Annotated in this window: 13 protein-coding genes; 5 read left to right on the top strand and 8 right to left on the bottom strand. The window is 34.8% G+C overall.

Annotated features, from left to right (window positions below; genetic code table 11):
• Positions 1–329 precede the first annotated feature (329 nt).
• The 3 genes from QLS31_RS13335 to QLS31_RS13325 all read right to left on the bottom strand — a co-directional run bounded on the left by QLS31_RS13335 (position 330) and on the right by QLS31_RS13325 (position 13,445).
• A complete protein-coding gene (locus QLS31_RS13335; RefSeq protein WP_282744270.1) occupies positions 330–6,803 on the bottom strand; it encodes a LamG-like jellyroll fold domain-containing protein in 6,474 nt (2,157 codons plus the stop codon).
• A 1,777-nt stretch (positions 6,804–8,580) separates the two neighbouring features.
• A complete protein-coding gene (locus tag QLS31_RS13330) occupies positions 8,581–8,796 on the bottom strand; it encodes a hypothetical protein (RefSeq protein ID WP_282744269.1) in 216 nt (71 codons plus the stop codon).
• 53 nt (positions 8,797–8,849) lie between these two features.
• Entirely contained in the window at positions 8,850–13,445 is a 4,596-nt protein-coding gene (locus QLS31_RS13325; protein WP_282744268.1) for a M14 family zinc carboxypeptidase, read from the bottom strand.
• Positions 13,446–13,764: 319 nt separating this feature from the next.
• On the opposite strand from QLS31_RS13325, the gene QLS31_RS13320 reads away from it, so the two are divergent.
• The gene (locus QLS31_RS13320) at positions 13,765–14,439 is read left to right on the top strand and encodes a TonB-dependent receptor plug domain-containing protein (protein WP_282744267.1); all 675 of its coding nucleotides are present in this window, start codon (positions 13,765–13,767) and stop codon (positions 14,437–14,439) included.
• Between the two features lie 81 nt (positions 14,440–14,520).
• Here the strand turns inward: QLS31_RS13320 and QLS31_RS13315 are convergent, their stop codons facing one another.
• The 5 genes from QLS31_RS13315 to QLS31_RS13295 form a co-directional block, all read right to left on the bottom strand.
• Entirely contained in the window at positions 14,521–14,859 is a 339-nt protein-coding gene (locus QLS31_RS13315; RefSeq protein WP_282744266.1) for a cupin domain-containing protein, read from the bottom strand.
• A 141-nt stretch (positions 14,860–15,000) separates the two neighbouring features.
• Positions 15,001–15,813 (bottom strand): SDR family oxidoreductase, encoded by an 813-nt coding sequence (locus tag QLS31_RS13310; RefSeq protein WP_282744265.1) that lies wholly within the window; start codon positions 15,811–15,813, stop codon positions 15,001–15,003.
• 5 nt (positions 15,814–15,818) lie between these two features.
• Positions 15,819–17,033 carry a 3-oxoadipyl-CoA thiolase gene (gene pcaF, locus QLS31_RS13305; protein ID WP_282744264.1) on the bottom strand — a complete coding sequence of 405 codons (1,215 nt, stop codon included), beginning with the start codon at positions 17,031–17,033 and terminating at the stop codon, positions 15,819–15,821.
• Between the two features lie 40 nt (positions 17,034–17,073).
• A complete protein-coding gene (locus QLS31_RS13300) occupies positions 17,074–18,291 on the bottom strand; it encodes a CoA transferase (RefSeq protein ID WP_282744263.1) in 1,218 nt (405 codons plus the stop codon).
• Between the two features lie 6 nt (positions 18,292–18,297).
• Positions 18,298–19,131, bottom strand: coding sequence for a hypothetical protein (locus tag QLS31_RS13295; RefSeq protein WP_282744262.1), 834 nt, complete (start codon positions 19,129–19,131; stop codon positions 18,298–18,300).
• Between the two features lie 127 nt (positions 19,132–19,258).
• On the opposite strand from QLS31_RS13295, the gene QLS31_RS13290 reads away from it, so the two are divergent.
• The 4 genes from QLS31_RS13290 (at position 19,259) to QLS31_RS13275 (ending at position 23,196) form a co-directional block, all read left to right on the top strand.
• Positions 19,259–19,675, top strand: a complete 417-nt coding sequence (locus QLS31_RS13290) for a VOC family protein (protein WP_282744261.1) — start codon at positions 19,259–19,261, stop codon at positions 19,673–19,675.
• A gap of 70 nt (positions 19,676–19,745) precedes the next feature.
• On the top strand, positions 19,746–20,522 hold the full coding sequence (locus QLS31_RS13285; protein WP_282744260.1) for a helix-turn-helix domain-containing protein: 777 nt from the start codon (positions 19,746–19,748) through the stop codon (positions 20,520–20,522).
• A gap of 32 nt (positions 20,523–20,554) precedes the next feature.
• On the top strand, positions 20,555–21,652 hold the full coding sequence (locus QLS31_RS13280) for a hypothetical protein (RefSeq protein ID WP_282744259.1): 1,098 nt from the start codon (positions 20,555–20,557) through the stop codon (positions 21,650–21,652).
• 461 nt (positions 21,653–22,113) lie between these two features.
• On the top strand, positions 22,114–23,196 hold the full coding sequence (locus tag QLS31_RS13275; RefSeq protein WP_282744258.1) for a bile acid:sodium symporter family protein: 1,083 nt from the start codon (positions 22,114–22,116) through the stop codon (positions 23,194–23,196).
• Positions 23,197–23,205 lie beyond the last annotated feature (9 nt).

Below are 23,205 nucleotides of genomic sequence, written 5' to 3'. Positions count from 1 at the left end.
ATGAAGTCTACAAGACTCTTCACTCCCAAAATTTGCTGTAAAATTGAATAGATTCATCGCTCTTTTTTTATCAAATATAAGCCTTTTATTTAATTATGGGTAATTGCGGACAATCAATTAATTTTTTATTAGAATATTATGAAGGAATAATAGGTTTGGTTTTTGATTTTTTGAATAGTATTTACTTTTCCAAAAAATGCAATCCTGAATAACAAGATTTCTTAATTCCATGTTTATGATTTGAGTTAGAATTTTTTGAACTGATTTTATTGTAAAAAAAAAGACTTCCCGGTAATGGGAAGTCTTTTTTTAAGTTGGATTATTTTAAATTATTTGATAATAATTTTTTTGTTGATATTTCCTTTTGAAGTTTTCAATTTTACGATATAAACTCCTGATGTTTTGTTTTGAATCGGGATTTTAATGCTAGTTTGCTCCTTTTCGGAAACATCCCAAGTAGACATTAATTTTCCTTGAATATTGAAAAGAGACACAGCAACTACTGTATTGTCATTTGCTCCATTTGTAATATTCAAAACATTATTAGAACGTGTAAAAGCTACTTGAATACTATTCTCATAAATTACATCTTTTACACCAAGTGTTTTATCCGTAAAGCGAAGGGAGAAACGATCCGTAAAGTATCCTTGAGGAAGTTCTACTTCATAAAGCTTGTTTTTTATGCTATTGTAGGTATCCGTTTCTTTATCGTAAATAAAAACATTTTGGCTTTGATCAAAGTTTTCTAAGGCATCAATTCCAAATGATACTTTTCCAGTAGCTTCTGTTCGAACCGCAATAGGGAAGGAGGCATCTTCATCAAAATAACCTTCTCCTTGTATAGCTAATTCATTTTCGCCATTCAATAAATACATATCACTTGGAGAATCATCGATATTGAAAGCGTCGTAACCATCATTAATCTCACTATTTGCTTTTTCATCCATAAAGGCTAATAGCACTTGTCTGTGAAACGTTTTGTCGATAACATTAAATCCTAATCGTATTTTTTTATGGGAGTCTTTCTCAATTGGAGCATTGCTGTTGTCTGTCCAATGACTGGAAGTTTTTGGACTTACTGGAATTCGATATAATTCTTGAGAAAGTGCATTGGATTCTATAATAAACTCTCTTTGACTATTATTAAATGTTACTGTTCCTCCAGAACCTAGTCGACCTATAACAAAGAAACCCTGTCCTATAGGAATGAATCGGTTAGGGGTTAACTTACTTGCTGTACCAGCTCCACTAATAAAGTCAACTCCAGTAGCACTTGGAGCGAGTCCGCCAGATAGATTTCTGATGGCGTATCCTCCTTGATAGGCAGCTAAATTGTGTGAGTTATTGGAAGCATAATGTTCCCAGAAATATAAGGCACCATCAATTGCTGGATTAGAAGTACTTGTTTCTATTGAACCAATGTTGTCATTAATAAATTTATCAGCATCCAGTGCGGATGGATATGGATTTCCTATCAATAACAATTGATCAGCTCCTACAGTATTATTTATGGTACCATTATTAGGTTTTCCCAAAAAGGTAAGATTCTGCGTTCCCGAAGTTCCTGGTCCTTTTAAAGTAAATCCTTTACTGGCTGATAAAGTTCCTGTTTCGCCTATTTGAGTCCAATTGGCGTAATCATTTCCTAAATTATCAAATTTATAAATCCAAAAACGTGCTAAACTAAACGGAGATGTAGCTCCATCATACCCATTAATCCAGTTTATGGTTTCTGGTGCGGCAGGATTTGTACCATCTTTCAAAACTCCGGCTACAGTAAAACTATTGTTATTTGTAGTTGCGTTAATTGCTCCCACTGGAGAACTCCAATAGTTGTAATTGAACTTGTTAGCCTGTCCTTGTTGGTCTCTTTCTAATGAACCGGAACTGGTTGCATCTAAGTCACTGCCTAATTTTTGTATCAATTGAGATCTTCCCGCCAAATCAATTTTACCATCTAGTTTCAAGTAATGGGAAACTTCAATTTTAGTTCCGTCGGTTTGTAATCCTCCGGTGGTTGTAGCGGTCAATGTATTGCTATTGACAAATAATCCTAAAACAGTTTTATTTCCTACCGAAGTAATATTGTGACTTGTTTTTACAATATTCCAGTCTATAGTTTTTGAAGGATCTTCAATTGAAGTACTGTATGGTAAATCTTGTACGGTACTGTTTGTCCAAGTTCCCACAGTTTCCCAGTTTCCATTTGTGGCTGACTCATAAGGCAAAGGAGCAGTTTGTAAATCTACTGTTGTTAGATTTCGGAGTGCGGCTGTATAATTATTGCTTGAAATATCTTTTGCATTTGTATAAGTGTATGTTGACATAGGATAGTATGCATTCAAATTTGCCCATTGAACACTGCTAATATCATTCAATGGGATAGCATTAGGTACTATAGTACCATTAGTAAAAGTAGTATTACTTAGTATTTCCTGATTCATCACATAACGAAACTGTGCTTCGGTAAGGGCTATATTCCAGACACGAACTTCATCAATTGAGCCATTAAAAAGAGAAGTGGGAGGTGCACCATCTGCTGCTGCAATCAAGAATGATTGAGTAGTAGCGGGGACATTAGGCATAGTGTTATTGCTCACACTTGTTACACCATCAATATACATTTTTGCAGTTGTTGTTGTACTATTGTAGATTATACCTATGTGATGCCATTTTCCAGACGGAATAACTACATTAGAAGTAATTGTATGTTTTGTACCTCCAACCATCCAGCTCATTTCTGCTTTTCCATCTGTATTAATACTTAAATCATACCCTTCAGTGAACGTACTGTTTCTTTTTGAAAGTATGGTTTTATTAGTGCTGTTTCTATTTACCCATGCCGAAACAGTAAACGAAGTATTTAAGTTCAATACTTTTCCTGCATCCAGATAGTCGTCTACGCCATCAAATTTTATGCAACGTACTTCTGTTCTCTCAGGAGCATATCCAAAAGTAATATACTTAGCGCCGTTAAAGTCATAGGTTGTTTCTAAATTACTTCCGTTTACAGTCATAACTCTGTATTCGGCCGTAGGATTAAAAACGGGAGTATTTGATATAAACATTAGATAATCTCCGGGAGGCGTAATGGTGTTAGTAAGCATATTTGTAGGTATAGATACTTTTGCTGCAGGCATATTTCCACCAGTTTCTACTACTTTCCAAGTTCTTCCTATGGAAACAAAATCAACATTTGTTGTTAATGCGGGTGTTATACCGGAACTAATATTTACGACAACTGGTGCTTGTGCAACTAGGCTTCCATTATTATTACCCCAAATTAAAAAGTTTTTATTGATACCAAAGGTATTTGTATTTAAGTTATTGGTTGCCGCTATTGTTGTTAATCCTATTGTGATATCATCATCATAAGCAGTGCTGGTATGTGGATGAACACTTTTTGACTGCTTTTGATTTAGTTGTGAGTTATCGTCTCTACCAATTCCTGCAATATCATAATTAAAACCTGAATTTGCAGAAGTATTCCAAATGATGTTTCCATCAGAGTCGATATAATCTACATCGTTTAATCTGGAAGTCGTGCTTACTCCAGATACATTACTACTTCCGGTTGCATGTAGAGTTATTCCGTACTTTAGGCCTAAATAACTTTGTATCTTTTGTTGGTTTAAGGCACTGTTTGGAGCAGTATAAGCAACTACTTCCGAAAGTCTTCCATTTAAGGCTGAAAAAGTTCTACCGCTGATTCCACTTCGTCCTGTTCCCAAATAGAAAGGTAGATTTCTATATTCATAAAAGTTTAAAGTCTGTTGGTCGCCATTATTTCCAGTTTTACCAGCTGTGTTGTCTATTTGTATCCCATTTTTATATATTTCGGTTTGTGTACCCGTTGCATTTGTTTTTACATTGATTATTAAGGGTTCGTTATATGTAATGGTAGTTGAGGAAAATGCTCTTCCGTATGAATCAACACCGGGTGTGGGTGAGCCTGTACCTGGTGCATATGCTCCGATGTTGTGTGCTATAACTTCGCTTGTGCTATAACGGGCTGTTGTATTTCCTAAGCCCAATCCAGTTGGGTCTTCATGAAAATTACTATCGTCACTTTTTCCACCTAAAGGAATTTGTCTTCCATTACTTCCCGTTGTATTTTGTATAACATCATTGCTATATACCACTATAAAATAATCTTGTGAGTACAAGCCTCCTTTACCATTCATGTAATCCTTGTTTACAGCGTTAAAATCAACAACAGGATTAAAATTTATATTTCGGGTACTATTATCACGAAAAGTAGGAGCATCATTTGCTAATGCTTTTACACTTTCTTTATTAACTAAATCGGCTCTTGTAGTATCATAGGCTTGGTCTTCCCATGCTGTTAATGCTGTGCCGTCTGTTACTGCTATTCCTGCATTACTTTTGAACCAGAGGCTTAGGTTTTGGTTTACTTTAGCAGGGGCAATAGGGGATAGTGCTAATGCTACCATAGGATTTCCTTCTACGGATACATTGTCAAAAGCTACTCCAACATCATTAGTAGTGCCGTCTGATTTAAACTGTACTCTGAAACGTACATTAGATTGATTTCTGAACGTAGCATCTGCTAATGTTGTGGTGGCTCTTGTAAATCGATCAGCACCAACTCCTATTGGGGTAAATTGTAATGTTGCTGTTGCATGATTATCACTCCATCCATTACTTCCTAATGCGCTTACTGATGCAGAGTTATACCAGTTAATTCCTGTGCCGCTTGTTCCTAATTGTACAAAGGCAGCTCCGTTAATAGAATATAAAATGCGCATACCATCTCTATTAGCTTCTGTGTCATAGCGCACATCAATATTGAATAATAAATTTTCATAACCAGTAAAATTATAAATTGGACTATCTATTTCTATAACAGAACTGTTATTATAAGTATTATAATTATTAAGTCTCCAAAAAGAGTTTTCGCCAATCTCTGCTATTGTTGCTGGAAATGAAGAGGTCCAAAGCCAAGAGCCATTTGTAGTAGTACTATTTGACCAATCTCCGTTTGAAGCATCAAAATCTTCATAAAACAAGGTGTAATCTCTATGGGTATTAGCATCTAAATACGTCACTGTAATATCAGCTGAACTGGTTCCGCAAGTGCTAGTCACAGTCCATCTAAAAACATAAGTTCCTAATGAAGGTACTGTAGCGGTTGAAGTACCACTTGTACTGTTGCTAAAAGTTACAGTTCCTGAAGGACCTGAAATTTTAGTCCATGCTCCTGATCCAGGACTTGGGGTGTTTCCTCCTAATGAGGTTGAAGTAAGCGAACCAGTGATAGTCATGGCGCTTCCTACTGTTGCAAACGAACCGGTACTTACGACCTGTGTTTTTGAAGCAGTAGTTGTGCCACAAGCACCACCTGAAGTTGTCAGGTTTAAAGTAGCAGTTCCGGTGTATGCGGCTGGCGGTGTCCAAGTTGCTGTATTAGGGGTTGAACCTGTATTGTTAATAAAACTTCCACCAACACCACCATCTGACCATACAGCTGAAGTTGCAGTACCACCAAATGATCCACCCAAGGCCGACGTTGTGACACCTTGACAAATAGTTGTTAGTGCTGGACCTGCATTGGCTATTGGTCCGTTTACAACTTGCATTTTTGAGGCCGTTGCGTTTGCGCAGGATCCCCCTGCTGTAGTAAGTGTCAATGTGGCTGTTCCTACGTATCCTGCCGGAGGTGTCCAAGTAGTTGTATTAGGAGTTGATCCAGAATTGTTGGTTAAAGTACCACCCACACCGCCGTCAGACCAAACGGCCGAGGTTGCGGCTCCTCCAAACGAACCTCCTAAAGCTACAGTGGAACTCGTATTACAGATGGCAGCAAGTGCTGCGCCTTCATTTGCAGTAGGGCTTGGGTTTATTGTTGTTGAGCGACCATCATTTGTTCCGTTAGGATTTGTTACCACTATAGTTCCAGAGGTGGTTCCTGTAGCTACAACGGCAGTTATTCTTGTAGAGCTTACCACATTTACACTCGTACATGCGGTACCATTTATAAGGACAGTTGTAGTTCCAGTAGTAGAAAAGCCTGATCCGTCAATGGTGATTGTTCCTCCCACACATAAAGGGCTTGTGGCAGCTGTTACAGTTATGTATCTGATAATAACTTGTCCGTTACCTCCGGCACCACCTGTTCTCGCTCCTCCACCTCCAGTACTTGCCTCACCGCCACCACCGCCCCCGCCAGGAGCAGATCCTACATTTCCGTTGTTATTTACAATTGCACCACCACCACTACCAAAGATACCCAATACTGTACCAGAATTTCCTCCTGCTTGCCCTGATGTATTCCCATTAGTTCCATTTTCTCCGTTGCTAACAATACTGCCTCCTGATGCAGTGTCACCTGCACCACCATTGCTCCCCAATCCAGAATTAACAATTGCACCAGTTCCTCCATTGGCCAGTATGTTTACGCTAGGCGTTGTAGCAGTTATTCTTGATTGGTCTCCTGTACTTCCAGTTGCCAAAGGAGTTGTAGCTCCACCAGCACCACCGCTACCTACAACAACTGTAAAGGTGTTGGTTGCAGCTACATTGATTGTACTTGTAGCAGCGCCGCCGCCGCCGCCGCCGCCGCCGCCGGAGCCATTAGATGTAGAACCGCCGCCGCCGCCGCCGCCGCCCCATGCTGCTAGGGTCACTGATGTTACTCCTGTAGGAACAATAAATGTGTGGGCTGCTGTACCATTATTAGCAGGATTATTATAAGTCTGTGTCTGGGCTAACCCTAATAATGTGATAAATAAGAAGGATACTACTAAAAATATTTTTCTCTTAAAAAGTAGAGTTTTACTCATATGGTTTCATTTTATATCGTCAGGACTAGTTCAAATGCAGCTATACAGGAATTTACGTGCGTTTTTTATTTTTGGTTTTATACTAGCTCCTTATTTAAAAAAACAGCAAATTATGGTTCAAAATTAGTTTTTTTATTTGGAATTGCAAGCGATTTATTTCGACAAAAGGTAAAAAATAGCGTTTAAGTTCAATGTTTTACGTTTTTATAGCAATTGTGTTATCGTATTTTAGGAAAAAGTTGTGTGAACGGTATCGTGTATAAAAAAAGCTTGTGTATTTGGGAGGCTACTGAAAAACCTCTTTTATTTTAATTAGCGTGGTTTTCTAGAGAATAAAAAACGTTCATAACAGGATTTCAAACATCCTTTATAAGCGTTTTTTGTTTTTTGTAACTTTTTTATTGTAGGTTTTGAGTATCTGCATATAAAGACCGTCCATTAAGTTAAGCTACATTTTTGTAATTAATTTGATGGTTAAATTTTTCAATAGTTGCATAATTCAAAGCAGAATGCCTCCTTTTTTCTGTTGTACCAAATTTCAATGTATTGCTTCGCCAATTCGCTTTGCTCGAGTTAAAGATTTCCAGTTTCATTTGTTGTTTAGAAATCAGTTTGGTTCTATAAATCAATTCCTTCGCCAGTTTGCTATCGCTCCGGTCTTTAGATTTTTATCCAAAACTCTAAAGTTCTAAATGTTATTCAAAGGCTTCCGTATCGTTGCTTAGATGCAAAATAAATCAATGTTATCTGTTCTTTTACGGTAGTTTTTTGTTGCTGTCTTGCAGTGATTGTTTATTTTTTCATCAGTAACAACTTACGCTACTCATTTATAGAACTTTGTACATTTTTCAATTGGGAATTGTTATTCATTGTTTTTAATGAAACTATAAATAACCGACCGCTCTTGGAAAAAATGCCTATTGCTTTTTTTTATGTATCTCGCTCTAAATCTGCATCTTTGGGTATTTTCTCCAGTTCGTGAATTTTTTTCTTGTTCGGGACTTTATTTTAAATTTCCTTTTACAGGAAAACTTCCTTTTCCAAACTCCTCGAACTCTTTACTTTATTTATGCAACTTTGGTGTTGTTACTCTCAAGTGTCTGGTCATTTCTGATATGTTTGTTCTATAATAAACTCAATTGAACTGCTTTTTATTTGAAAGCTTTGTCATAAAATTTTTGGTCTTGTTTCATACATTAAAATTAAGTTTATTTATTAACTTTCTATGATTGCTTAGTTAGCATGTTTAAATTACTAGCGATAGATTTTGTCTAAGAGTAAGATTTGATAAAAAAAAAAGAAATTAAAAGAAAAATAAAAGTTGCTTTTTCAGGGTAAAAGAAAAATAGGTCAATAAATATAAAATTATGACAAAAACAATTTTAAAATCGATACAGTATATTGATTTGTCAATAAAAAATATTTTAAAGGCAGTGAGTCTGTTAAATGTTTAGAGTTTTTAATGAGTTAAAAATTCAAATAATATAAAAAAAATCAGCGATAGATTTTGAAATGGATTTGTTTGTTACTGATAAATCCTTTATTTCATATGATTTCAAAATACGCTAGTAACAAAAGTAAAAGCCAAAGTTTTAATTCATCGATATTGATGAGCTTAAAACTTTGGCTTTGTTGAAATAAAAGACTAAATGTTACAATAGATTTTATTTTGTATTCTATAAATTATCCCTAAAAGATTTGTTTAATCTAAGAAGAATCTTTTAATTTTGATTTAATCGGACTGTAATTTTTTTTTTATAAAAGTCGGATTTGTATCTTAAATTGTTTGTTCCTTTCTATTTTTTCTAAAAGTATAATAGGCAAAAATAATTCCTGCAATAGCCAAAAATATTAATTTGCCATTTATAGGCATAGGCGGTTCGCCTCCTTCTAAATCACCATCAGGGGTGTCGTCACCAACTTGAGCAAATACCATAGCACTTGATAAGAGGCAAAAGAGAGTACAGTATAATTTTAATAGTATGTTTTTCATTTTTCGATTTCTTTAATTTGATTTTTGGTTGCTTATTAATCAAACAGTATTAATTAATAAACTACTTTTTTAGTAACTACTTCGTTTTTGTCAGATGTTATTTTAATAATTAAAGTCTGCTCAGCAGCACCAAAATCCTTGATTGAAGTTTTAGTGGTATTTACTTCTTTTTGCTCAAAAATTACCCTTCCTCTAATATCAAATATTGTAACGTTTTTTATAACTGTTGTACCAGAATTGATATTTAATACCCCTTTTTGATTGAAAATTACTATAGTGTTTTCATCAAATATTGGTGTTTCAATACCTAGCGTTCTAGTATTTTTATATATTAATTCAAAACGGTTATTGAATGTTCCAATTGCTGATGAAAAAGGATATTCACTTTTTTTCAAATCATGAATAGAACCATTTAATTTATCCATCAAGAATATGTCTTGTTGGTTCGCAAATAATCCATCAACATGATCAATAGCAATACTGTAGTTTCCACTAACATTAGTTTTGAATGTTAGAGGTACGATGTCAGTATCTACAAATGGAAGGCTTCTTCCTTGTATAATAAATTCCTCATTTTCGATTAAAGAGTTTAAGGCAATAGGATTGTCATTAATGTACTTTCCGTCTATTGTTGCATCAATTCCTGCAGTGGCATCAGTCATGTAAGCAATTAACATCTGGTTTACTGGAGCTGTAGAAGTAGAGAGGTTCAGCCAAATTCTATTGCGCTCTATATTTTTAGTTCTTAAAAACTGGTCTCCGTTATTGCCTAGACGCATAGCATTTGTGAATGAAATAGTGTTAGCAGTAGCTTTGGCAATAAAACCCTGACCTACCTGAATAATACCATTAGGTTGAATGCTGCTCAATCCGCCTGCGTTAGCAGTACCACCAGCAAGAGTATAAGTTGCATAGGATGAGCTTAAGGTATTGTTTGTTTTTCTCCAAAAGTACAATGCCTCAGTAATATTATTTGTTGTAATAAAAGTATTGGCATTTATGGTAGAAGGATATGGATTTCCAATCGCGTTATAAGTATTGTTTGTAACGGCTACATTATAATTTCCATTGTTAGGAATGCCTTTAAATTCTCCTTCCCAGATAGTTGGAGTTGTAGGATGATTGTTTGGCATGCGAATTAAGTAACCAGTTCCTGTTACAAAATTAGTTGTTGCTGCGATACCATTATAAAAATTGGTTGAAGGATTATAGGTATAAAAACGATTAGATAATGTAGATGGAGAGAACAATTGCAATTGTTGACCAGATACAGGCGCACTCCATAATACATAATCTAAAAGCATTAAAGCAGATGTCTTTCTTTTTACAATAATGTTTCCGGTATTACCATTAGTGCTTTTGGTTTGTATCAAGTTGGCATTACTTTCAAATGTTAACGAAGAACCTGGAGCAACATTTACATCACCCGCAATATTAAAATTAACCCCTGAATTTGCTTTAACTACAGCATTGTTATTTACAGTAAGACTACAAGCCGTAAGGTTTGTGTTTAAAGTCAGATTTGCAGATATGATAGCTTTCATACCTAAAACGGGTTCACTATTTGACCAAGAGGAACCGTCCCAAGTTGTTGAGCCAATTATTATGTTTTGGTTTGCGGTTACAGATTGTCCGTTTCCATCGTTAAAAGTCCAGGTAACTACAGTAGATTCAGTTACAGGAAAAATTGTTGTTGTAGTTCCAGTTATTGGTCCTGAACAAATATCAGTAGTTGTAGGATCTGTTGGAGTTACAGAACATTGTCCTGTTATATTAGCCAATGTTGGAGTTACTGGAGCAACTGTATCATCAATAATTATGTTTTGATCAGCTGTTACAATATTTCCGTTTCCATCATTAAATGACCAAGTAACTAAAGTTGTTCCTTGAGATGTAATTGGGAATGGAGTTGTAGTCGTACCTGTAATTGTTCCTGCGCATACGTCAGTAGTTGTAGGAGCAGTAGGAGTTACTGAACATTGCGCAGTAATATTTGTGAGTGTTGGTGTTGCAGGTGGTGTTCCATCATTGATGGTTACGTTGGCAACGCAAGTACTAGTTTGTCCGTCAGCATCAGTTACGGTTAATGTTACCGTTTGAACAGTGTTGGCATGTGTACAATTGAATGTGTTTGGAGAAACTGAAATACTTGTAATTCCGATATCGTCGGTAGAACCATTGTTAACGTCTGTTGTCAACACGGTTAATGCACCACTGCTGTTTAATGATAGAGTAGTATTTTTGCAATTAGCCACTGGGGGCGAAGATATGATTTCTAATACTTTGAAGTTGTCAAATCGAAACCCTTTAAAAGTGGTATTATAACCGTGATTTCTATTGTTAGAATCTGTTCTAAAAATGAATCGGAATTTTACACTTGCCTTGTTGAATAATCCAGCATTTTCAGTCGCGCTAATGTAATATTCTTCTAATACCCATTTATCAAATTTATCTCCATCATACAATGGTAGACCGTCCGGTTGGAATGCTTTATCTGCTGTGGTTTTTGATGTTGTTGTAAGAGTAGTAGAGTAATCAGTAACAGCTGTTGTAGTACCAGGTTTTGTGTATTTCCCATTCATTGTTAACCAAGTAGTTCCACCATCTGGAGAACCTTGTAATTGTACATAATCAAAACTTCTTTCTAAATCCCATTTAGCATTAAACTGAATAGCTACTTGTTGTTTTCCAGCTAATGAAATGGCTGCTGTTTGTGTCAAATTTGCAGTAGTTATTGCACTAGCGTATGCTGCGGCAGTATTTGTTGTAATACCTGCAGTCCCTCCAAAACCATCAGTAGTGGTCACAGCCCAAGATGTAGTTCCAGCTGCAGTCCAACCAGCCAAAGCAAGTGTGGTTGGATTAGCTAATGAAGTAAAAAGGCTTGTTGGATTGTAATATTTTTCTATTCTTGTTTTGTAAATAATGTAAGTTCCATTAGATAAAGTAACTTCAAATTCAATTTTTTCTTTAGCAGCAATACTTGGACTTAAAGTGAAATTTACATCTAGATTTCTTTGTTGCAAAACAGTCATTCCAGACTGAACTGCGACATTAGTAACTGATAGAATATTTGAAGAAATAGGAGTAACTGTTAGAGTGAAATCTCCAGAAGTTTGACCTACTCTTTCTAGCCCAAAGTTTAAAGTCCCGCTAGTACTTGTAATATCTGATTTTGTTAAGTCGTGTAATTTTGCATATACACCGCTATAATAAGCAGCAATGAAATTCATTCTTACTGCTCTTTTGGCTATTGGTGTTATTTGAGTTGGTGTTGGCCAAAAACCACCTTCACCTGTTGTGGCTCCATTTTCAGGTGTCCAACATAGTGTGTTTTTTCCTGAGCCTTCACTCATCCAGTCGTTGCAATTTCCATTGTTCCAGTAGCTGATATTAGGACTTGATCCGTAAGCATATCGGCTGAATTGCGTCATATCATGAGAATATTGATAATACTCATTTTCTCTTCCTGTTGGTACACCTGGATTTGATTCTAGGTTGCCTGTTCTATAAAAAGCTGCTCTACCATGAAGCGCCGCATTTTTATAGGCGTGGTGGTTTACAGATGTTTTGAAATTGCGTAATAAGAAAAAATCTTTTATAATTGTAGTTTCTGCCTCAGAGAATCCTGCAGTTCCTCTGTATGTATCATCACATCCAATAGGAGATGACCCATCATCGTCATAACCCCAATACGTTTCCCAGTTTCTGTTCAGGTCAATACCGTCTAAATAAGTAGTACATGCACCTGTTTCTCTTCTGTTTTTTCTTTGCATTCCTCCACCAGTTGGTGATTGAACTTGATTGTAAGCCAATCCGTCAGGATTTACTATTGGAATAAAATAAAGATCATGATGGTCAACTAAATTCTTAACATCTGGATCAGTAGCATAGTTTTCTAAAAGATACCACATATAATAGGTAAGATTCATTAAACTAGCAACTTCTCTAGAATGTGTCATTCCTGTGTATAATGTTTCCGGTTTTGTACCTGTAATACTTGAGTTTGAAATTTTAACTACATAAACGGGTCTTCCTTCTATTGTACGTTGGTCAGTTGGAGAAGCATTTACCTTTGCAGTAATTAAATTTGGATATAAACTTCTCATTAAATCAAGTTGCGCTAAAGTTTCGTCAACTGTTAAACATCCTCCAAAAGAAGCTCCTAATTGAAAATTGGAAGGAACAGTCCAATCAATTTCTGTATTTTCAAATCGATGCGTTATGTTGCCATAAGTAGTTGATTTTATACTTGTAGTTTTGGCTGAATTTTTACTTTTACTTTTGTTTGATGTTTTAAGTAATTTCAAATTAGTTTTGGCTTGGGATAAATTTTTTACAGCTCGTTTGGCATAAAAACTTTCCATATCCTCAACAACAATTTGATAAGGTGTTATGTTTTTTATTTTTGATTCTTCACGAGTAGATACTTCTATAAGCAAATTACCATCGGTGTCAATTTGTGAACCACAATCTAAATCAAGCCCAATTCTTCCCAGTTTGTTCATTAATTCTGGTGTAGGATTGGCTATTTTAATTTTTTTATAAATTTCTTTGGGTATTTTTCCTATTTTTTCTTTTGATTGCGAATAAGAACTGAAAGAAATAAAAGCAATTAAATATAAAACTATAAAGTAATTTTTTTTCATGAAAGGTTGTTTTGAATCCCAAAAGTAAATCAAATATTTAGTAAAAACAATATAAGTTTCGTTTAAACGTGTTATTTAACCGATTAAATGCACTCAAAGTTGTTTTTATTATGTTAAAAACGTTAAATAGTTTGAATTTTAGATAAATTATTTATTTGGCAAGGCTTTTATTAATTAAACGGAGTTTTATTTTAATATAATTTCTTTCTAATTTGGTATTAATGGCTTATTGAGTCCGACAAATATCTATTTTAATAAAAAAAAATATTTTGATATTACTTTTTTAGTACATTTAATAAAATTTATAAAGTATTGCATTATGAAAATTTCTAGAACTTTAGTAGTTGTATTCTTCGTATTTGTTGGTTTTGGTTATGCACAAAATAAGCTGACCGGAAAGGTTATGGATTACAAGAATAAACCAGTGGCAAATGCCAGGATATATTTAGATTCTATTTATTCAAATGTTACTACGAATAATAAAGGGGATTTTGAAGTTTCACTTCCTGAAAGAGTTACTGTTATTAACGTGTACTCCTATAAGTTTGGTTTATTGTCCTCTAAATTCAATAATGAAAATGTAATGAATTTCATGTTTTTGGAATCGCAAAAATCGATAAAAGATCGAGCCAAAAATGGGGATAAGATTACTATTGGATATTCTGATGTGGATCAACAATATAAGGTCAACACAATAAAAAGTTTAGATGCTCAAAACGATAAAAATTCAAGTATTTATAATACTATATATGACCTTATAAGAGGACGTTTAGCTGGAGTTACTGTCACAAGTGACAACAGAATAACTATTAGAGGGGTGAGTTCAATTAATAATATCTCGGAACCGTTATTTGTAGTTGATGGTGTTATTGTATCAAGTGTAGACTATATCTCTCCTAATAATGTAAAAAGTGTAAGTGTATTAAAAGATGCTGCGGCTTCTATTTATGGAGCTCAAGGTGCTAGTGGAGTCATAGTAATAAAGATGAAGTAGGACTGGATGATACTACCCTTTATTTCATTTTACAAAATTACTTCAGAATAAAATTCGTTGTTAGTATTTAACAATAAATTGTTAGTGTTTTTGTTTGAAATGGTTTTTCCAGTAATCTTCTCTTACGGGACAAAATATATCAAATATCTTACATTTTGTAAGTGCTTTTCCTCCGTGCATGACATTAGGAGGTATGACAGCAAGTTGTCCTTTTTCATAGACTTTTGTTTCTTCGCCAATGGTCAATTCAAATTTCCCCTCCAAAACTTGGGTAATTTGTTCATGAAAATGTGCGTGCATGGGTAAAATGGCCCCTTCTTCAACATCCCAGTAACCCAAGGTTAAATTTTCTGTATGAACAAATCTTGCCTTAAACCCTTCTTTTATTTCATTTTGTGGTAGTGTGTCTATTTCTATCATTTTTTTAGTTCAATTGTTTTTATCTTAGTTACTTTCCATTTTAGTAAACTGGAACATTCATGTTTAGGGAAGAAATTTCTAATTCTAAGTATAAAATTGTGACACTAAGAATTCCCAAATAAGTCCATGCTGAAATTATTTTTAATGAATATGGATTCCACCATTAACATCTATAGTAGCACCAGTAATAAATCCCGAAAGGTCAGAAGCCAAAAAAAGACAAGTGCCTGCTAACTCGACTGTTTTGCCAACACGTTTTAATGGAATTCCCGAAATCACATCATTCAATTGTTTTTCTGAAAGTCCATCCAGCATGCTTGTTTCTATCATAGCCGGGCAAATCACATTCGCTCGAATATTCATTGGTGCAAATTCTCGGGCTATAGCTTTAGTAAGGCTCATAACCCCACCTTTTGAAGCGGCATAATGAGTTCCTCCTACCAATCCGCCCCCACGTTGAGCAGACAATGATGATAAATTGACGATAACTCCAGCTTGCTTTTCCGTAAATATTTTCAACGCACTTTTACAAATATTGAAAGTACCTTTAAGGTTTACATCCATTATCAAATCATAGGCTTCGTCTGTGATAGATAACATTCCTTCGGATTTTACAATACCGGCACAATTCACTAAACAATCAATAGTGCCGAAATGTGCCACTGCTTTTTCTATCACTTTATCACAATCTGACACCTTTCGTATGTCACATTGAAGATAAATAATATCCGGTTTATGTCCGATATGTGATGCAATAGCTGCACCAACCTCGTTTGCTATTTCGGCATTCATTACCAAGTCAAGAAGGACTAATTTAGCACCATGTGCAGCAAAAAGTTCTGCCGTGGCATATCCTATACTTCGTAAAGAAGCAGCCCCGACAATTACACAGACTTTGTCTTCTAATAGTTGGTGGTTGTATTTTTTCTTTTCGTTTAAGTTTGTATTATTCATATAATTTAAATAGTAACATTTTCGATTATTACAGCATATCCCATACCTACACCAACGCACATAGCGGCAAGAGCATATTTTTTATTCGTACGATGAAGTTCATTTATAGCAGCTTGAATTATTCGAGTACCCGACATTCCCAGTGGATGTCCAAGTGCAATTGCTCCACCGTTTGGATTTACTCTTACGTCATCATCTGCGATTCCTAAATTTCGCGTAACGGCTAAACATTGAGCTGCAAAGGCTTCATTGAATTCAAATACATCTATTTGGTCAAGTGTTAAACCCGCTTTTTGCAATGCTTTTTGAGTAGCTCCAACAGGGCCAATTCCCATAATTCTAGGTTCTACACCAACTACTGCTGAGGATACTATTCTTGCTTTTGGAGTAAAATTATATTTTTTTAGTGCTTCTTCTGAAGAAATTAACATAGCAGCAGCTCCATCATTTAATCCAGAAGCATTTCCAGCGGTTACTGTTCCACCTTCTTTCTTAAAAATGGGGTTTAATTTGGAGAGAATTTCTAGCGTTGTACTGCCTTTAATAAACTCATCAGTATCAAAAATGGTGATATTTCCTTTTCTGTCTGCCATTTCAACTTTCATAATTTGATTCGCTAAAATGCCGTTTTGTTGTGCAATAAACGCTTTTTGTTGTGAGCGAAAAGCAAATAAATCTTGGTCTTCTCTGCTTATTGCATACATTGTCGCTAAATTCTCAGCGGTTAAGCCCATTGCATCAGTACCATATAATTTTTGCATTTTTGGATTAACAAATCGCCATCCAAAACTACTATCAAATAGTTGTGCATCATTGCCAAAAGGTTTAGAGGTTTTAGAAATCACCCACGGTCCACGGGTCATGTGCTCCATTCCGCCAGCAATAAAAATATCACCGTCACCAGCTTTAATAGCTCTGTTGGCATGAATAATTGCTGACATTCCTGATGAACATAAACGATTGACTGTTTCACCAGGAACGGTGTGTGGTATTCCAGCTAATAGTAAAGCCATTCTAGCTACATTTCGATTGTCCTCACCGGCCTGGTTATGACATCCTAAAATGACATCGTCTACCAGATCTGTTGGTAAATTTGGATTTCTTTTTATAAGTTCTTTAATTGGTAATGCTGCGAGATCATCGGCACGAAGGTTGGATAAACTCCCCCCTAAGCTACCTATTGGTGTTCGGATAGCATCTATGATGTAAGATTGTTTCATAGGATTATTTTTTGTAAAATAAATAAATTATTATCTGCTTTTATGATTGTTTTGAATCTTTATAGTCGTAGGCTGCTTTTTCAGTTAAAAGCATCTCCATTTCCTTTTCTAAATAGCCCAATTCACTAAGAATTTCGCTAGTGTCCCATCCACAAGGAGCGGCAGTAGAGCCAGCAGAAGGATAATTACCGTCAATTTGTATGGTAGAACGAATTACCGCTGTTTTTCCTTCTGTTGGATGATTTTCAAAATCAATTAGCTTAACTGCTTTTAAATGCGCGTCATTTGGTAATGTGTCAAGAGTATGACAAGGCATTGCTGGGAGATCTGCTGCTCTAAATATTGTAAGCCATTCGTCAGTGGACTTAGTATCAAGCGCCGCACCACGAATTTCAAACCATTCAGAAACGTATTTAGCTCTGCTAGCTACAGTTGTAAATCTTTCATCTTCAATTAACTCAGCTCTATTTGTTATTTTTAAAAATGCTTGTACCTGAGCATTTGTATTGATGGTAAAGGAAATATATCCATCTTTTGTTTTCACTGGTTGGTTGTGAGGACTTAAAAGTCGCAGGTCGCCAGGAGGTCCAACAGGAGGCTCAAAGCTTTGTTGCGCTAAATGTTCTTGCAAGACAAAGGAAGACATGGTTTCAAACATAGGAACTTCAATGCTTGAACCTATTCCTGTATTTTCACGCTGTATTAGTGCAGCCATAACTGTACCTGCTGTAATTTCGCCCACAACGTGGTCGCATATTAGCATAGGAACATATGCCGGTTTCCCATCGCGAGCCATTGTTAATCCAGCAATACCTGAAGCACCTTGTAAAACACTGTCGTACGTTGGTAATCCTGAATAAGGCCCATCTGTACCATAGCCAGTTATTAAGCAATATATTTTTTCTGGATATTTCGATCGAATTGTTTTTGCATCTAAACTTAAACGTTCCAGTGCTTCAGGTCGCATATTGGCAACGACTACATCACACCATTTTACTAATCTTTGAATGATTTCTTTCCCACCTTCTTTTTTTAGGTCGAGACAAATATTCTTTTTTCCTCTATTAAGATGCAAATAAGCCCCAGAATGTTGTCCCGTAGGTGACATTCCCCCAAGACCACGCATAAGATCGCCCGATGGGTTTTCAACTTTAATAATATCTGCTCCATATTGCCCCAATCGCCACGTAGCCACTGGACCAACAACTACAGATGTTAAATCTAATATTTTGATGCTTTTTAATGGTTCAAACTTCATATTCAATCATTTTACGTTAATTTCTGCTTCAACTGCAATACTATTATAATCGTCGTAAATGTATAATATCCAGTTAGTTTCATTTTTTTTAGCAGTCAAAGTCATGGCTCTATTACAATAAAGTGGAGCTATGTGTTTTACTTTTATATCTGTCTTTTCCAGTTTCAAATGAGTTCTTATAAATTCAGTTAAAAAAAGTGTCGATAACCCCCCGTTTACTACTAAATCAGGAAGGCCTTCAATATCTTGTGCATAACCTCTATCTAAGTGAATTTTATGAGAATTAAATCCCAATGCAGAGTATTGGAATAAAATAGTTTCATCAGGAGTTATCTGTTTTTGATGTTCCGTTTCAATAGCTGGTGAATGTATGTTTTCAGTATTCTTTGAAGCGCTACTCGCACTAAGCAAAATATAGGTTTGGGTTTCAACAATGGCTGGACTTGATGCAGTAATAGGACGTAACTCGTGTTGTATTGTTACTATAGCCATTGGGCCGGAATTCGTCGTTTTTTCAACGATATTTTTTATAAAACTTGTTTTTTCTACCACTGACCCTATTATAATATCACCAAAGTAAGACACGGTTCTTCCTCCTAAAAGCAGTCTTGGTAATCCAAGATCAGGAATAGGAACACCCAATCCAGGGAATCCATCTTGGCGTAATTCGGATTTTAGTGTTTCTCCGGCTAGCATAAAAAAATGCCATCCCTTTGGTAATATATCTCCTTCTGAAAAAGAACGAGTATTTAAGTCTAACATAGCAGCTACTCGACGCACCATCGTAGGACTGCATTGTTCATTAGATTGAGTTTTAGACTCTAGAATGTTTTCTTGCATATTGTTATTTATTCTCACAAATATGTCTATAAATGTGAATTTGAACAAAAATACAAATTATTTTTTTATATTTGAAAATATTATTTCATATTTGCAAAATAAATAACATTTATTAAATTCTTACAATATGAAATTTAAGTATCATCACATGAATCTATGCACCGAAGATGTGTCAAGATTATCCAAATTTTATCAAAATATTTTCGGCATGACTCGCATTCAAGACGAAGAACATGGTTTGACTACCGAGGACACAGAAAATAGGTACGATGGTCAAGTTGAATTTGTAACCGATGGTACCATAGAATTTCATATTACCCAAAAGGATAATGATGCAGGCCACAGAATGAATCAGTGGATTAATCCAATTAAAAATGGTCATTTCTGTTTTAGAACGGATGACATAGAAGGATTCAAAAAGAAATTAGAAGAACAGAATATACCGTATGCAGATTATGGCAAATGGGCATTAGCAGGTTGGTATCAAATTTTCTTTCACGACCCAGATGGAAACATCATCGAAGTACATCAAATAGGTATGTAATTTGATTTACGATTTATTTTACTTAAAATAGCAGATCTTTATTTAAAAATAATCGTAAAAAAATCAAAGTATGAAAGACAAAGAAGAAAATGGAGCTTATTCAGCACCTGCATTAGATAAAGGTTTGGATATTTTAGAAGTTCTTAGTAAGTCTGAAAACGGACTGACACAGCAAGAAATTGCTGTTCAACTTGGGAGAAAATTGGGAGAGATTTATCGGATGTTGAATTGTCTGGTGCAAAGGAATTATGTTGCTAATTATGGTAATGTATATACCATTACTTCTAAGATGTTTCAACTGTCACATTTTCACCCGCCTACTTATCGTTTATTGACCGAAGCACTTCCTATTATGGAGAGTTTATCAAGAGCAGTGTCTTTCCCCTGTGATTTAAGGGTTTATAATAATGGTTTTCAAACCGTTATAGCATCAATTCAGCCGCCAAATGGACTTGGTTTTATGACTCGTGTAGGCTCTGAAATTGAAGTCGCTCCTTCGGCATCTGGAATGGTATTGCTTGCTTTTCAAGACAAAATTATTAAAGATATAAGAGTTCGAGAAAGTCTTCCAAATTCATCTGTAGCCGAAATAGAAACTTTTAGCAATGGTCTGGATGAGGTAGTTTCTAAAGGATTTGCGTCTATAAAGAGTAAGCAGTATGCCGGGCTTCATGCTATTTCATTCCCTATATTAGATATGAATGGAAATGCAATAGCAGCAATGACAGTACCTATGTTAGCTCGAATTGATGGAACCGAGCAATTTCCGCATGAAAAGGTAGAAGAAATATTAAGAGAATGTGTATCGAGTCTAAGTCAAAAAATAGCAATATCTAATGTAAACTAAATAATTCAATTATGTTATGTCCCAAGTTAAATATGAAATTTATAAAATTAGCACTATTTTTTGGTTTGTTTTTAAATTTCATTTTTGTAGCCAATGCTAAAAACTCTTCAATTATTGTTGTGCATGATATTTATTTAAACCCTAATACAGGCAACGATACTAATGCTGGAACAAAAGAAAATCCTTTGAAAACTTTGTGTGAAGCAGCAAAACGTGTAAATCAAACAAGTGGAGAAGGAACTATAACGGTTTACTTGTCATCTGGTATTTATGGTTTGAATGAAACGGCTGATTTCAATCCGGTAAATCATACGTTCACTAAAACCAATCGTCTTGTCATTCGTGCAGAAATATTGCCTGACGATATTAGCTGGAATCCTTCAGATATGCCCATAATTATTTCTACTATGTCTTTTTTGGTAGAAAAAGATGATAAAGGAAAAATAACTGGAAGCCAAAATTTTGGTATTCTCATTCAAAATAGCCATGCTACTATTCAAGGATTAAGGGTTTTAGGAGAGCCAGTACATGAAAATCCATCTAAAGGAATACTAATTAGAAATTATCCAATTGTTTGGGAAGGAAAAGATCTAGAAGATCTTAGAATAACCCAATGTTTGTTTTTGGGAGATAAATTTGCTGCTCCCAATCATCTTGGAGTTTTAGCAAATGGTAAAGCTCTTGAAGTGGATCATTGCGTTTTTTATGGTGTAAAAGACGCTGTAGTTATGTGGAATAATCCAGCCTTAAACTCTTCAATGCACCATAATCTTATAATTAATAGTTACGGTGGTATTGTGTGGACGTGGTCTGCCACTAACGATTTTAAATTTTACAACAATGTAATCAGTAATGCTAATGTGCTATGGATTTTAGATAAAGATGAAAAAGAATCTTATTTGATTGAAAATTCGATTATAGTAGGTTATAATTCTTATGTAAACAAAGGTGGCGGTGCACATGGATTTGGTGAAACTGGAAATCCAGATAAACTAAAGATAGCTAAAGATGTTATTATCAAAAAAGAAGGCAAATTAGAAATAATAGAAGATCAAACCAATAAATTTTATTTGCATATTAAACCAGGTACACTAGGTTCAAATTTAGGTGCAGGATTATTTATAAAATAGCTTGATTATAATAGAATAGGGTTTTTGTACAGTAATTAATTTCAGTATTGGTTGCAAATTTGAAAATAGGAAAGTGAAAAATTTAAAATACATTTTGCTGTTTTTTTTGATTATTTATAAAAATTTGTTAAATCAAAAAAATAAATTCAATCACAAATTCCCATAATTGTGTCCATCTCTTTTGAAAATTTAGATGCTAAAGAAGTACTGAAAATGACTAAAAAAACTTTGGTGTTAGTTATTGTTTAATCTATTTTTTTGTCAAAATAAAAGATTTGAATTTTTAAAATGATAGAAAATTTATTTCAATGATTTATAAATATTAAAATCGTGAAAATATCAATTGGGATCATTGTTCTCTGTGTAGAAATTGAACCCGCAAAGTACTTTAGGAATCTTAAAATGACAAAAAAATAATAGACTTTACTTTTTGAAAAAAAACTTATTTTAATTAATTATCCATGAAAAAAACGTACAACATTTTACTTGTAATTTCTGCTGTTTCTGCTATTTTGGCATTACTAATGTTAATTTTTGGAGGTGAATTATTGGCAACAGGTCCTTTTATAGTGAGCTCACTTATATGTTTAGCAATAGGAGGTCGCAACGTTTCAATTCTAAATCAAATGTCGTTTACTATTTGGGTGATAGCTGCAGTTTCAGTCGGTTTTTTTTATCCGCAATATTTTCAAAAAATTGGAGATTTTAAATTCACGGGTTTTATAGTTCCGCTTATTCAGTTGATTATGTTTACTATGGGTACAGAAATGAGTCTGAAAGATTTTGAGGGCGTTATTAAAACACCCAAAGCAGTTTTGATTGGTCTAATTAGTCACTTCACTATTATGCCTTTAGTTGGTTTTACTTTAGCTAAAAGTTTTGGTTTTCCACCTGAAATTGCTGCTGGTGTTATACTGATGGGTTCGGTACCAAGTGGAGTTACCTCAAATGTTTTAGCATTTATTGCTAAAGCAAATATGCCTTTGTCAGTAACTATTGCTGCAATTTCTACACTTTTGGCACCGTTTTTAACCCCTTTATTAATGAAATTACTAGCAGGTCAATACGTCGCTATTGATTTACAAGCCATGATGCTGCATGTAGCTGAAATCATTATTTTACCAATAATATTAGGTTTGCTTGTCAATAGATTCCTTAAAAATTCTGTTAAGAAGATACAATTTATTTTGCCTAAAATTTCAATGTTAGGAGTATTGATGATGATGATAGTTATTGTCTCATCTGGGAGAGATTCTTTGTTAGAAATTGGACCATTGTTATTTTTATCAGCAATGATTCATCATACAATTGGGTATTTATTAGGCTATTGGAGTGGAAGGTTTATGGGTCTGGATGAAGCGTCTTGTCGAACAATTTCTTTGGAAGTAGGAATGCAAAATGGGGGACTGGCATCTGGAATTGCTTTACAAATGGGAAAAATTGCTACAGTTGGTTTAGCATCAGTGATAGCAGTTCCTTGGATGACTATTTCAGGGTCAATGTTATCAAATTGGTGGAGAAGTAGAGCATCTGAAAAAGTCTAAAGTATCATC

Source organism: Flavobacterium sp. XS2P24 (assembly GCF_030010285.1).
Classification (GTDB): domain Bacteria; phylum Bacteroidota; class Bacteroidia; order Flavobacteriales; family Flavobacteriaceae; genus Flavobacterium; species Flavobacterium algoritolerans.
The sequence above is the reverse complement of the archived record's forward strand: the minus strand, read 5'-3'. Positions and strand labels throughout refer to the sequence as shown.